General features: G+C 43.2%; 22 protein-coding genes. 19 read left to right on the top strand and 3 right to left on the bottom strand.

All coding sequences use genetic code 11. The annotated features are described in order from the left end of the window. Positions 1–124: 124 nt before the first annotated feature. Positions 125–382 (bottom strand): helix-turn-helix transcriptional regulator, encoded by a 258-nt coding sequence (locus ACIG3F_RS13195; RefSeq protein ID WP_396470258.1) that lies wholly within the window; start codon positions 380–382, stop codon positions 125–127. An 837-nt stretch (positions 383–1,219) separates the two neighbouring features. Here ACIG3F_RS13195 and ACIG3F_RS13190 point away from each other — a divergent pair. The 19 genes from ACIG3F_RS13190 to ACIG3F_RS13100 all read left to right on the top strand — a co-directional run bounded on the left by ACIG3F_RS13190 (position 1,220) and on the right by ACIG3F_RS13100 (position 8,808). Next, positions 1,220–1,423, top strand: coding sequence for a hypothetical protein (locus tag ACIG3F_RS13190; RefSeq protein WP_396470257.1), 204 nt, complete (start codon positions 1,220–1,222; stop codon positions 1,421–1,423). Between the two features lie 133 nt (positions 1,424–1,556). Beyond that, positions 1,557–1,976, top strand: a complete 420-nt coding sequence (locus ACIG3F_RS13185; protein ID WP_253144041.1) for a hypothetical protein — start codon at positions 1,557–1,559, stop codon at positions 1,974–1,976. After that, positions 1,973–2,224 (top strand): hypothetical protein, encoded by a 252-nt coding sequence (locus ACIG3F_RS13180; protein WP_085064636.1) that lies wholly within the window; start codon positions 1,973–1,975, stop codon positions 2,222–2,224. Before ACIG3F_RS13185 ends, ACIG3F_RS13180 begins: the two co-directional genes overlap by 4 nt. After that, positions 2,217–2,468, top strand: coding sequence for a DNA-binding protein (locus ACIG3F_RS13175; RefSeq protein WP_085064635.1), 252 nt, complete (start codon positions 2,217–2,219; stop codon positions 2,466–2,468). Before ACIG3F_RS13180 ends, ACIG3F_RS13175 begins: the two co-directional genes overlap by 8 nt. A gap of 123 nt (positions 2,469–2,591) precedes the next feature. Continuing rightward, entirely contained in the window at positions 2,592–3,086 is a 495-nt protein-coding gene (locus ACIG3F_RS13170; protein WP_396470256.1) for a hypothetical protein, read from the top strand. 288 nt (positions 3,087–3,374) lie between these two features. Then, positions 3,375–3,743: a hypothetical protein gene (locus ACIG3F_RS13165; RefSeq protein WP_085064632.1), complete on the top strand. Its 369-nt coding sequence runs from the start codon at positions 3,375–3,377 to the stop codon at positions 3,741–3,743. A 49-nt stretch (positions 3,744–3,792) separates the two neighbouring features. Beyond that, the gene (locus tag ACIG3F_RS13160; RefSeq protein WP_396470255.1) at positions 3,793–4,119 is read left to right on the top strand and encodes a hypothetical protein; all 327 of its coding nucleotides are present in this window, start codon (positions 3,793–3,795) and stop codon (positions 4,117–4,119) included. After that, positions 4,112–4,699, top strand: coding sequence for a hypothetical protein (locus tag ACIG3F_RS13155; protein WP_396470254.1), 588 nt, complete (start codon positions 4,112–4,114; stop codon positions 4,697–4,699). Before ACIG3F_RS13160 ends, ACIG3F_RS13155 begins: the two co-directional genes overlap by 8 nt. Next, positions 4,692–5,042, top strand: a complete 351-nt coding sequence (locus tag ACIG3F_RS13150; RefSeq protein WP_396470253.1) for a hypothetical protein — start codon at positions 4,692–4,694, stop codon at positions 5,040–5,042. Before ACIG3F_RS13155 ends, ACIG3F_RS13150 begins: the two co-directional genes overlap by 8 nt. After that, complete coding sequence (locus ACIG3F_RS13145) at positions 5,039–5,332, top strand: hypothetical protein (RefSeq protein WP_396470252.1); 294 nt, start codon at positions 5,039–5,041, stop codon at positions 5,330–5,332. The genes ACIG3F_RS13150 and ACIG3F_RS13145 overlap by 4 nt, the downstream gene beginning before the upstream one ends. Beyond that, on the top strand, positions 5,329–5,955 hold the full coding sequence (locus ACIG3F_RS13140) for a hypothetical protein (RefSeq protein ID WP_396470251.1): 627 nt from the start codon (positions 5,329–5,331) through the stop codon (positions 5,953–5,955). Before ACIG3F_RS13145 ends, ACIG3F_RS13140 begins: the two co-directional genes overlap by 4 nt. Next, positions 5,948–6,142 (top strand): hypothetical protein, encoded by a 195-nt coding sequence (locus ACIG3F_RS13135; protein WP_396470250.1) that lies wholly within the window; start codon positions 5,948–5,950, stop codon positions 6,140–6,142. Before ACIG3F_RS13140 ends, ACIG3F_RS13135 begins: the two co-directional genes overlap by 8 nt. A 34-nt stretch (positions 6,143–6,176) precedes the next feature. Further along, positions 6,177–6,557 (top strand): hypothetical protein, encoded by a 381-nt coding sequence (locus ACIG3F_RS13130; RefSeq protein ID WP_396470249.1) that lies wholly within the window; start codon positions 6,177–6,179, stop codon positions 6,555–6,557. Further along, positions 6,554–6,910 carry a hypothetical protein gene (locus tag ACIG3F_RS13125; RefSeq protein WP_396470248.1) on the top strand — a complete coding sequence of 119 codons (357 nt, stop codon included), beginning with the start codon at positions 6,554–6,556 and terminating at the stop codon, positions 6,908–6,910. Before ACIG3F_RS13130 ends, ACIG3F_RS13125 begins: the two co-directional genes overlap by 4 nt. A 12-nt stretch (positions 6,911–6,922) precedes the next feature. Then, the gene (locus tag ACIG3F_RS13120; protein ID WP_396470247.1) at positions 6,923–7,111 is read left to right on the top strand and encodes a hypothetical protein; all 189 of its coding nucleotides are present in this window, start codon (positions 6,923–6,925) and stop codon (positions 7,109–7,111) included. 2 nt (positions 7,112–7,113) lie between these two features. Beyond that, positions 7,114–7,338: a hypothetical protein gene (locus ACIG3F_RS13115; protein ID WP_396470246.1), complete on the top strand. Its 225-nt coding sequence runs from the start codon at positions 7,114–7,116 to the stop codon at positions 7,336–7,338. Positions 7,339–7,419: 81 nt separating this feature from the next. Further along, positions 7,420–7,680, top strand: coding sequence for a hypothetical protein (locus tag ACIG3F_RS13110; protein WP_396470244.1), 261 nt, complete (start codon positions 7,420–7,422; stop codon positions 7,678–7,680). Between the two features lie 33 nt (positions 7,681–7,713). Continuing rightward, on the top strand, positions 7,714–8,430 hold the full coding sequence (locus ACIG3F_RS13105) for a hypothetical protein (RefSeq protein WP_396470243.1): 717 nt from the start codon (positions 7,714–7,716) through the stop codon (positions 8,428–8,430). 36 nt (positions 8,431–8,466) lie between these two features. Beyond that, positions 8,467–8,808 carry a hypothetical protein gene (locus ACIG3F_RS13100; RefSeq protein ID WP_396470242.1) on the top strand — a complete coding sequence of 114 codons (342 nt, stop codon included), beginning with the start codon at positions 8,467–8,469 and terminating at the stop codon, positions 8,806–8,808. Between the two features lie 45 nt (positions 8,809–8,853). Here ACIG3F_RS13100 and ACIG3F_RS13095 read toward each other — a convergent pair whose 3' ends face one another. Both ACIG3F_RS13095 and ACIG3F_RS13090 read right to left on the bottom strand, forming a co-directional pair. Continuing rightward, on the bottom strand, positions 8,854–9,210 hold the full coding sequence (locus ACIG3F_RS13095; RefSeq protein WP_396470241.1) for a hypothetical protein: 357 nt from the start codon (positions 9,208–9,210) through the stop codon (positions 8,854–8,856). Then, on the bottom strand, positions 9,210–12,575 hold a 3,366-nt coding region (locus ACIG3F_RS13090; RefSeq protein ID WP_396470240.1), incomplete at its 5' end, for a tape measure protein. The genes ACIG3F_RS13090 and ACIG3F_RS13095, both read right to left, overlap by 1 nt.

Raw genomic sequence — 12,575 nt, 5'->3', positions numbered from 1 at the left:
TGATTCCGGATTTGGGTCCCGCAACTAGACTTTGGACGGTTATAGTTGCGGGGCCTTTCTATTTCTAAATATCTTAAATTTCTTTAAGTTCCCTTTATTCCCAATAAAAACGCAAAAACCCCGCTTAATAAGCAGGGTCATTAGATGCATTCAACTGTTTTGTTTTATTCGCTTCAATGAAGTCTTTTACATCGCTGTATTGCCAGCCGTAAATTATTCCGAAGCGTTTTGCTTTAGGAATTTTCCCTTTTTTAGCAAGTCTCTGTACTTGGCGAATATGTAGCCCAGTTTCCCCAGAGATAAATGATGTGCCCACTATATTTGTAGCATCAGCTTCAGGGGCGCTATGTTCTTTAAGGTTATCTTTACATGGCAAGTGCATGGATGTGTCCTTTACGAAACACACCAAATATTGAGCAATTCCAAGCAATACGATGCAATAAGATGCAACAACATGCAATTTTATACAACTTTATACAACTTTTTGTCTTTTAGCAGTGTTCAAAAAGCTTTATTGGCTATAAAATCACGGTACATCACTTACTATACTGCTCTAAATTACTCCTTTTTGGTGTTATCTATCCTGTTCGAATAGATGGTTTAGTTAGTGCTGGGAATCAAAGGCCTGTCACAACCATGATCCCAACTGTTAATGTTTTCATTGACATCTAAAAAGCCTCAATTAATGCAAACTTCGACCTTCGCATTTTTTGGGGCTTTTTAACGCCTAGAACTTTTAAAACCATGTCAAAGCGTGGCATTAAAGAATTCTTTCGTTTGGGTCGCTAAACCGACATTTTCAATTAAAAAAAATGAAATGGCAACATTTATCAGGACGGTTTATGGTTCCACGCGTCAACCAATGGTCGATTTTCAGCATTTCTATGCAATTTCTAGGTTTTCCATAGACAAGTCTTCGCTATTTTTATGACTAACTGGTCTGATAATTTATTGCCTGTTACTGTGAAATATTGCCTAATATTGTTTATTGTTGCAAAAAGCCTAAGCAGAAATATATCGACGTTCTAAATGCGCGCTCCCCTATATGCTGCCAATATTCTTTTTCTCTATTTCTTATATGTTGTGAGTTGTTTATTCGGATCCTTAATAAGCAGCTAATTTTTACCCATTCAATGAATGTTTTTTCCGGAAATTAAGCCTTACTCCACATCATTTGATTGAAGTATCTATAATTCACCGGGAATGGAGAAGTATACATATGAACAAACAGTTAGATTCTCAGGCTCAAGCCCAACTTCGGTATAGAGGTAAGATTAAGCAATTGGTTATCACGTTTAATTTAGAGGATGAGGCCGAGCTGGCTTTATTTGAGCATCTCAATAAAATTCACAATGAAAAGAACATCAAGAAGGCATCTTATATTAAGAGCCTGATTGCAGCTGACATTGAATCTATTAAATAATAATATTTAATTTCAATGTTTTGAGAATTTAAGACCACAAATCTCTTAATTATTATCGTTAAATGTTGCATATACTAGTATATATGCGCTAAGATCGTCCTTGTTATGTACTAGTACAGATATAGAGGACGATATGATTACTTTTAATAATGGCGCTGATCTTGTGGCAATCGCTACGAGTCTAAATCAAGTGGATACGCAGATTGGTTTTATGCATGACACGTTAAATCGTGCTGTGAATAGCTACCAGCGTCATGAACTGGCTGAATCTAAACTGTCAGCTATGCTTGAGACATCTGTGTATCTTACCCAGAAAACTTTACACCTCTTGGAAGGCATCAACCCTTTCACCACTACCAAAATCCTTTCAAGATCCATTGCTGTTATCTACGGCGTTTTATTCCAGCTGGAAGAATCTAAACGCATGGACACCAGCCGCAATGAGTTGCTAAGCGTTCTGCAAGCCCTTCTTTTTATCATTACTGATGTGCGCGCTACTGTTGCCAATATCAATCGTTTGGCCAATGGTCATGAAATGGAGTTTGCAGCGTGAGTAATGTAGTTAGCAAAACAGATGTTCTTGATGATCTTCATGCAAATATTGAGCGCTTTGCCTGGTTAAACGTTCTCATTGGCCAAGTTCGCAAAGAACTTAAAGAAGGGTCCCCTTGGTCCATAACTACGGCTAAAAAATTAGCTGATATTGCCCATTACTTAAGTGATGACTACGCGAACTGTTTGGATCTTGCTCGCGAAGACCTTGAAGCAGAACTGACCATTGGAGGTCAGCAAAATGTCTAAGCGCTTAACAAAGCTGGATCGCATGTCTCAAGAAGAAAAGGATTCAATCACCCAGTCATTCTGGAATGCTCCTGACGAGGCTGTTTTTCCTCCCGAGGATGTTGCTGTGGTTTTTAATATCTCCCTCTCCTGGCTACAAGCTAAGCGCTGCAAAGGTGATGGTATTCCCTTTTACAAGCCTGAAGGTACTCGGAAGGTTTTGTATGCCAAGAAGGATCTTCTTGCGTACTTCAATAAAGGATAGGCGCCGTAGTTTACCGGTCGAAGGGTAAATTTTAGAACGGCTTAAAAATAAATTGGTACTGACGCAAAACACTTAATGACAGGCAAGTGGATCGGTACTCGTACAGATATCATGGGTTAAAAAATGAAAAATGATTCTCAAACACTAGACCTTGAGCTATTCATCCAAAATCAGGAAAAAGCGATCTCTATTTTAGATAGCTGCTCAATGAGCATCGATTCGGCTAAAAACACTCTTCTTCGTATTGCGTCAAGTATTGATGAGTACGATCTCCCTGAAACATCCATTAAAGCTATTGCATTCTCTGCAATGCGGCTTATTGATAGCGCTGTTCAAGATATGGACGTAGTCAAAGAACTGACCGCTGTAGACCTTTCCAAGCAACAACTGGTGGTCAAGGGTATCTCTGTGCTTGTGTCTGAAACAATACGCTTCAATCACATCAAGGTTATTCAGGCCTCATGCTTCTATGCTGCCCATCAAGTGGCCGAGTTGTTTTGCAATGATCTAAATGAACTAATGGATGAAATCATTGATTCGAAAAATATGATCATCAGCGCCCATAACTCTAGCAATTTAGGTGATCAGACAGGGCCTAAAAAGAGGCTTGTTGCATGACACTCCTAGCGGTATTTCCTAATGGCTTTACCGCTCAACTTACAATCATAAGATCCCCATTCAATCTATTTCGTGCCCAGGCAGACAATTTTATCTACTGGGATGAAATGGGAGAGCGTCAGCATATTTGCACCCAGTCAGTTGAGAGCTGGGCCAATATCAACGGCGTAAAGATATTAGGTTCTAAGTTTGGCTATGTAGAGCATCCCCGATCAAACCACCAAGTTCAGATCCATCAGTCCAATGCTAATGGAATGGTCATACAAGTAAGAAAAAGAGTGCAATCAAATGACTCTAACTGAAGTGCGTAATGCATTAATCCTAATGGCTCAAAGGCAAAAACGTCCGCCGTATGAGATTTATATCGCCAAGGAAGTGTACTTGGCCATTAAGGACGGTACGAATCATCCACTTAAAGCTGCAGTCCTGAGTACAAATCAAGAGCCTACGCTATTGAGTGAAGGTAGAGGCTATTCAGATCCCACTGCACTCTATCTGGACAACTGGTTAAGTGCGAAAAGTACCCGAAAAAGCTATTTGCTTGGGAAATTAAAAATTAAGCCTGAATTTTTATTCAATTTGAGATTTGGACTAATCCAGGTAACACACCCGATATGGGCAGAGGTCGAAGCTGCCATTCGGGAATTCAAGGACTAGGGCGCCTTAAAGCTCTATTCAACTTTTACAATAATTCAAGGATACAACCATGACAGGCCAAGAATTCCTTAAAAAACGCGGTTTGAATAAAACCGTCATCTTCCTGAGCTGCATGCGGTCTCAAGAGACATCACATGTTCACGGTGAGAATGGTACTGAATATAAGCAAGGTCCTAATGGCCGCGCCCTTATGCTCTGCTGTGACAAGTGGACTGAGTCAGGACGTTCAAATAGCCAGCTTGAAACAGATCCGCACATGGTCAGTGTGGCATCGATCCGGGCAGCTATTAAGCGTGAGCGCATGAACAATGGCCATACACGCCAGTACAGCCTGCTTACTCCACCTGCAGGAAATGGAGAGTTAAGCCATGATTAAAACCAAGAAGGCAGAGCGCCTTATCCATGCAGCAGGCGGGCTTAAGCAGGCAAAACTTATTCTGGCCAACGTACCAGACAAGACTGCTTTTTTCTATCAGCTGCAAATTGGCCTATATGCACGCACAGGTATTGCGCCTCAAGGAGTAGTGACTTCGGTATTTCTAGGCGGAAAGTGGGTGATCTGGGGCAATCCATATGACCTAATAAAACTTAGTGAATTGCGCAGAGCTGCAATATTGCTTGAAAAGGCTAATGTGCTTGATGAGGCCTGTAACGATAGCCAGATAGATATCAAGCTGCATATAGCACTGCAGAAGTTCACCATGGGTGATTACGTTGTATATCTGGATCTAATGGATACAGATGACCTGCTTAAAATAATCGAGATACATAACCACCCAGTCAATGGGATTGGCTATGTAGTTATCACTCATACAGGCCTAAAAAGAAAGATACCAGAAGGCTCAATTCGCAAGGCAATGTCTCAGGAAAGACTTATTAAAAAGCGGATAAACCACATCGATGAGGCCTTAACCGTTTCTGAGGTTGAATTCATCCGGAGACATGTCCATGCCTAAGAACAGCCTCCCTAAAACCCAAACGCAAGCATGGCTTGAGGCCATTACTCAAGATCCAGACCGCTGCCATTATTTCACCGTGGCTAATGCCAGTGACAACTCTTCCACCAAAGGAAAATTTGGTACTTGGGATGCGCCGTTTTTCAGCATGGAAGAGGCTGAGCAATTCAAATCACTCATGCAGATCCGTTACTCAGATGCACGGCTTGTTATTGGTAGGGGTGAAATCTGTTCATCAGATGCATTCAGTCAGTGCCGGAATCGTTTCTGGACACTATGGACAAGGAAACATAAGCAGCGCATCCAGATGCTCTCAAAACAGCAATCTGGGGCTACGGCGTGACCAAGAAAGATTATTTGCCCGGCTATGACGAAGACAAGGTTATTCGCTTTGGCCAGAAAATTGGGGCAGAGGTTGCTTTCATTTTGAATGGCAATCTCCGCAATTATTACAAGAAAGGCAACAAGGACAGCAAGTTCTGTTGCTTGACCTTCACGCAACATAACAATGGCCGCCCTTTACGCTGGGAAAGTGCAAATGAGCATCACTGGAATCGTGTGGTGAGCTTTTATAAGAGTCTTGGCCATGCTGTTGAGCTGATTGAAATACCAGAATTACAGGAACAAAAATGAAGAAAGTTTATAGCTTTAAGGCTACCGGCGGCGGGTGCCGAGTTTCCGGGAGTGTCCTTGCGTTGGACATGCCTGATGCAACAGACCAGGTGATGAATGAAATTGCCGGCTATGGCCAAATGAGCGAGTTTAAATCATGTCCAGTTTGCCACGAGCAGTCAGACCAATGCCTGCCTTGTGCCTCTTATGTTGTGGATGGTGAGCGTATTTACTACGAGAAGCTGAAGGACTTTGGCGCCACCAAAGATCATGAAGTTCGATTTATCAATCGCATTCAAAAGCAACGCACAACAGCATTTTTTCACAATGGAAAACTGTATATACCAAGTCGACAAGGTAGGTCGGTTCCTTTGGCCATAGGTTTGCAGTGGGATGCATGGCAGGAACAACAAGTCATCATCGATGACCTTCGCTCTCAGCTCAACAACATGGAGCAGTGCTACATATCAAAAAAGAAAGAATGTGAATCAATATTCACCAGCATCGATGCTCTGGAAAACAAGTTCCAAGCAGCAAGAGTTCTTTGCGAGACGGCGTGTGAGCTTTTGGATGGTTACGCGCACCAGGATGCAATGGTGATTCTGGATGACCTGGAAGAAGCCCTACGAGGTGCTAGTGACTAAGAGTGCTGCTAAATATGGCGATCTATTCAATGTGGGTGAGATGGCCATCAATCGCGAGACAGGGAAAGCCAAGATTGTTCGGCATGTCAAATTTTGCCAAAAAGGCGAAATGCTACTGGGCTTTGGAAAGGTTCCTCTCGGCCTTGTACCTGCGGCGGAATATCGAAAATACGATACATCCTCTTAATGAAAATAGAAAAATCTAAAGCTTGGAGAATATTGTGATTATCACATTAAGTCAGGTTAAAAATACTTTACAGGCTCATGCACAAAACACCAAAAGGCCTGAATACACAAACTATGCGATCAGGTCAGTCCATTCTGCGATTCTGGGCGGGATAGATCACCCCTTAATGGATTTGGTCATCCAAGGTCAAAGCGATGCGGTGGCATCAGCAGGCAAAAAGGAGGCATATGCCGCTAAAGTTGATTTGTCCTCAAGACTGGTAAGAAATCGAATTGCTGCAGAAGAAACATTGGCCATTGGCGAGAATAGCTTTGTAGGAGAATGCAGCAAGCATGGATATGCAAAGTTTTATGTTTATGAAGGACGTGGGTATGCATGCGCAACTTGCAAGAAGAAAGCCCAGGTGCTGCCATGAGTACTCAGTGTCCAGCAACCATGTGTCCATTGATTGCACCGAATGGCTCTCCTTGGACCGGTGATAAGGGCGCTGTCTGCCCGGAGAAATACGGTTTTGATCGTGGCACCTCGTGCCCACATTGGGATATGTGCAAAAGCAGTGGTGGGCTGAACGGCGTGGATGAGGCACTGGCTGGCCATACGTTGGTGATTGGCCCCAATAAGCCAAAGCGCCAAAACATAGGCCCATCAAAATCATATGACTGCCCTAAGGCTGAGTTTTGCTCATGGCAGAAACAGTCACCAACCGGCCTATGTGGACCAAGGCGAGCGCTTAAAGAAGGGCTTGATCCACGTGTATGCTTATTTTAGGAGTAAAAAAAATTGGCTGAATTTATAAGTGTGAGTGAAAAGCGCCGTCTATTGGAAAACCTCGAGGTTTTAATTAAGGCGCCTGGAAAAGCAGATGAAAGTACTTTTACTCACTTCTTTGAGGATTTAAACAAATTGTTCTCTGAAGTGCTCCAGGAGGATGTACGTATTGCCCTTATCAAAAACAAAGGAGGCAAATAATCATGCCTGATAAATACATTATTGCTTTCGAGAGACCACTCAAAGCCGCTCACATACCCATGGATAAAGAAGTCAGCCTTGTGCTCACTATGGGTGATTTGGTCACTATTCACGATGCATTATCTCAGGCTACTTCAAAAATGAATGATAAGGAATTTGCCAATATTTACTGCACGATTGAAGCCGTTGAGGCAGCCATCGTCAGTAACTCTCAGGACAAAACATAAGGGCTGATTAGGTCGAAGTATCAGTCAAACATCCGTTCAACTACCGTTGGACGGTTATTACTACCAGTGACAGGCAAGAAAATGACAGAAGATGAAATTGCAGTATTACTTAAGGCAAAAGGATGGATCTCATTGGATGAGCAACTGCCACCCTTGAATAATATATTTGAGGTCGACAAGCCTATCCCATTCACTACAAAAGGATCTGATCGAAAAGGTGCATTTATTTGCAATCATGAAGAATTCCTTCCTGGTGATGAAGATATTTTGAGGGAGATGGGCGTTACTCATTGGATGGCGTGTGAAGCATGGGAGCTACTTTCTGGCTCATCAAAGATTTAACAAAAACCAGAATTCCGCATTTAGAATGCAGAATTGATTATTTTAATTTTTATAGGGTTAATGGGTATGGGGATTAAATACTGTAAGTCATGCAAAAAGCCGATGAGGCCTACAGATACGCACTGTAAGTCATGCGGAAAAGAATATAAAAATAGCCCTGTGATAATTGTAGCTATTGCTGCAGTAATTATCGCTATTGGCGTTGCGGCGTATTTTCTTATTAGCAATAAGGATTCAGGCGCCGTGGCTAAGCAAGAGATTCCTGTGAAGCAGGAGCAATCTCCTTGGAAGTATTTATCCGATAGAGATCCTATTTCAGGTGCTACTACCTATGCCGCAATCACTCAATTTGTTAATTATGATACCCGCCAGCCAGTAGAAGGGAATTTTACACTCGCATGCAATGGGCATCGTGATACAGATCTTATTATTGCTATTACATCTAGTGTGCCAGTCAGCACAGATGGTTTTGACTCTATTGGACCTACTGGCAGATATACCGTAAAAGTTGATGATAATCCGCCTATCCACGGCGTTACATCAATGGCCACACACAATACAGTCCTGGTATTAACACAGGATCAGTCTGAAAAAATAATACCTCAATTGTCTGAAGCAAAGAAAATCTTGGTTCAGGTATCTAATGTTTCGGATCAGCTGGTCGATTATGAGGCTGACTTAACTGGTGCTTCGAAGACTATAGCTAAACTAAGAGGTGATTGCTTCCCAACGCCTAAATCCGGCGTATAGCAGTTAATTGAACGCCCCAATAACGAGGTGAAAGAAATGAACGAAAAAGTAAAATTTATCCCAATTGAAACGGCACTTGAGCTACTTGAAGAACAAATCAATCAGCGTAATTTACACTCAATGAAAGAGGCTACAGACACTCTTGGCAAGCTATCAAATATCTGTGACAGTTTGGTAAGCTTGGGGGCATTGATTGATAATCTGCCAATCACTCAAGAGCAATATGACCAGATTAAAGCATCGTACGAAGCCCCTCTTGAGATAATTAATCAATGGATGCTAGAAGAGGTAGATAAATCAAAAAAAGCACAGTTTCAATTAAATTTGAACCTGGATCCAGGCATTGAAAGAGCCGATACCAACGGTAGTATCCAATAAACAAAAAGGGGCAATTAAGCCCCTTCTTGGTATCTTGTAAGCCCCTTATAGCTCACCATCTAACTTTTTCTTTTGCAAGAATATTATCAGGTCCTTGTGTGCCACCATACCAATTACTTTGGTCGAATAATTGTTCATGTTCTCACTAATAAGAGCACCAACTGCCTTAAAATCCTCCTGATATGAGCCATATTCTGGCAGCTCAAGTGAAATATCAAAGCTTGGGAAAATCATCTCTTCAAAGGTGGGCCTAAATTCTTCTAAGAATTCATCTGCCAGTGATTGCGGAAGGCCTGCCGGCAATAATCTTTGATAAACCCAACCCTTAACACTCCCCCATGTCTTTTCAATATTAGGGTTGAATGCCTGCTTCTTTTTGAACGTTACAATATTATCTTTCATTATGTTGATTTCGCCTGTGTTTTAAGCAGATTAATGAGCTGATCCATTATTGGCTTATCTTCAGCCTTCCCTGTCAATCCGAGTTTTTGATTGCCAACAACGATGGTGTAATTTACGTTGTCTCCCCCTTTATCATAGTCTCTAGTTGATGGTACGGAAGGAATAGACGGCGCTAAGTCATTCAAGCTACTAGAACCGGTAGAAGCCACATTGATACTGCGCATCAACTCATTAATCTTATTGGTCCCGTGCTGGGTAGTAATGCCCTTGGCTGCAGCCTGGTCAAACATACTTCGAATCAAGGTACTCAAAGCCCCACCACCTCGACCGTAACTCTCCATCTTGGCATCACGATCCGCTTCCATGGCTTGCGACCAGATATTGCCAGCCAGCTTTTTGGCATCTTTATCGTCATAACCTTGAGATTTCAGCATAGAGATAACATCATTCCTGTTATAAGAATCATAGTTATCCAAACTGCCGAGTGCCTTGCTTTGCTGCTTCATGGCCTTGTCAAATTCACCTTTGGCCTTATTGACTGCATCAGCCCATTCCTCAGTAGATGACTTGGCGCCGTCTATTGCCCGGGTAGCAGAGTGAACACTGCCCTCAATGCCTTTAACCCCGTCACGAACACGATCTGTCGACCGGCGCATACTGTCCAGTGACTCATTGGCCTTATCTGTGGCTTTTACAGTGGCCTTACCGGTTTCATCAATCTGCACCTCAAGATTACGACCAGCATTCATTGCATTTACTGCAGCAATTCTTCCTGCGTCACCGGATGCAGCCGCAGACTGAGCAGCTTTTTCATAAGCCTTTTGAACGCCCTCAGCAGTTGCCTTGCCGCTATCACGAACATTAATAAAATCCATTAATGCTTGTTGAGCGGCCAGCTTGAGATTCTCCTTGGTCTCAATGCCTAGTCTTTTGAAAGACTCTGTGACAGGATCGATATCATCAGGCAGTTTTTGAGCCTGCATCTTGATAGCAATTAGGCCTTGCTCTACCTGACTTGTTGAAACTTTGCCCTGGTCCCCAAACTCCTGAAGTTTGGCTTTGGCCATATCAATTTCAGCTTGGCTTTTAGCGGTCTCGAGCCAGTTAAGCCAGGCCTGATAAGTAACATCACCAGCCTGTTTACCGGTAATACCGGCCTCCTCTAATCTGGTCTTGAAGTCATTTAAATCATTCCCAGAACTATTGAATGACTTAGATACCTTGTTTAGCGAGACATCCAGATCAACACCAAATAGTTTCGCCGCTGCAGATGCTCTTGAATATGCAGTTTCAGCCACTTGACCAGATCCAGTATTAGCTTTATTTAATTCAGCTATACGTAAATCACGGTTATTGGCCAACTCTGCTTCTTTAGCGTTGATGGCATTAATTGAGGATTGGGCAGATGCTAATGCATTTAAGTCACCAGTCTTTTTGGCTTGTTCAATCTGTTGTTCCAGAAGTGCACGTTCAGCTGCAGCCTGTTTCTGATAAGCCAGATATTCTTCATCAGCCTTTTTAACGTTTTCCTTGGCCAACTTAAGAGCTTCTTCCTTTTTAGCAGCACTTTCAGCAGCCTGTTCTGCACTCTGACTTGCCTGGACACTAACCTTGCCAGCCTCATCGATGGTGACGATATAGCCCTTGGTTAATAGATCGGCCTGCATCACGCCGTCCATGACACCGCCATTGGCCTTGATAGCAGCCTCGGCATAGTCTTGAGCAGAAGCCAGCATATCCTTATCTAATGCGGCTTTATTGGCTGCATGCTCCTTTTCGCGGCCCTCCAGTTCATTAGATTTCTGAATGATTGCATCAATGGTCGACTGGTTGCCATCCTTGCGCGCTTGATTTAATTGCGCATCAATGGCAGCACGTTCGCCTGCCAATTCTTTGGCTTTCTGAGTGAGCTCTGTGTTCTTTTGAATAAGCTCTGCAAAAGTTGCGGTCTCCCCAGCTACAGCTTCATCATTTTTCTGCTGTCGAGTTTTTCCTATATTATCTAGAGCCTTAATAACCTGGACTTCATGGTTTAGCGCCAGTTCATCTGCTTGCCCGTAGAGCCGCTTGGCTTCAGCCGTAAGATCCTGAAATTCTTTAAATGCAGCCTCTTTTGCATCGCCAAGCATAAACTTGGACTTCCAGTACATGAATGCACCGGTTGCCTCATACATAGCGCCAGCAAATAGATTTACAACAATAGCTATGCCTTTGAAGCCATCATTAAATAAAGCAAATACTACACTAGCGGTCTGCAAGGCTTTGGTGAGACCGTTTGTTTTATCTTCTGCTGTATCAATACCACTATTGAAATCAAAGATAGCTGACAGTGCCGTATCTAGCACCTGAGCAGTGGTACCAAACATAGAGCCAAGTGATGCTACTAAGGACTTTACAGCCTCATAAGCGGTACTTAATGCCTCTTTAAGTGCCTCAATTGTGGCCGGGTCAATCTTCTTAAGCTGATCCCCTACCCAGATAAAGCCTTCGCCAATATCTTCGAGTATGGTCTCCACTACATCCATGTTGTCAGCAAGAGTAACCAGCCATTGCGCTACTGTTGCAGATGCGCCGTTTGCTTGGTCCATGGTGCCAATCAAGATTTGCCATTGTGTAGTGATTCGCTGTAAGGCATTGCCAATAGTGGTTGGGAACTTAGCATAATCGGCTTCAATTGCAGCTGATTGGCTGTGTAAGGCTTTAATAACCTTCTCGGCAGATAGTTCTCCATTCTCAGCCATCTTACGCAGCTCACCAGTGGTGACACCTAATGACTGAGCCAATGCTTTTGAGATGCCTGGAGCCTGCTCCATGATGGAGTTGAATTCATCACCACGTAATACGCCAGACTGTAATGCCTGGGTAAACTGAACAACCGCAGCCTCGGTGGCAGCTGCAGTTCCCCCACCGGTCTTTATGGCCATATTGATGGTTTTGACTAGGTCCAGACTTTGCTGTTGAGTCATTCCCATCTGCTTGCCTACATCATTCACTTTCGTGAATAGGCCTGCAGTGGCATCCAGACTTGAGTTGGTCATCAGCGCAACTTGATGCACCCCGGCCATGGCTTGGGTAAAGTTCCCGCCTTCACTGGTTGCAATGTTGATCCGGGCTGAAAGGTTGGTATAAGAATCTGCTGCTTCAGCAATTTCTCTAGCACCGATACCCACACCTACGGCGGCCATAGCACCAGCAAGAGCCGTAGCAGCGAATCTGGTAATCTCCATGCCCTTAGATAGCCCAGAAACACCAGTGTTAGCCTTTTGAGCGGCAGGCTCAACACCATTTAATTCACTTTTAAGCTTTTCGATTTGCTGTTCGGTGATCTTGGTTACACGCTCTACTTCTTCAGCCGGCAATTTACT

The organism is Acinetobacter sp. NPDC052428 (genome assembly GCF_044547685.1).
GTDB classification, from domain to species: Bacteria; Pseudomonadota; Gammaproteobacteria; order Pseudomonadales; family Moraxellaceae; genus Acinetobacter; species Acinetobacter lwoffii_G.
This window is presented reverse-complemented; position numbering and strand designations above follow the sequence as displayed.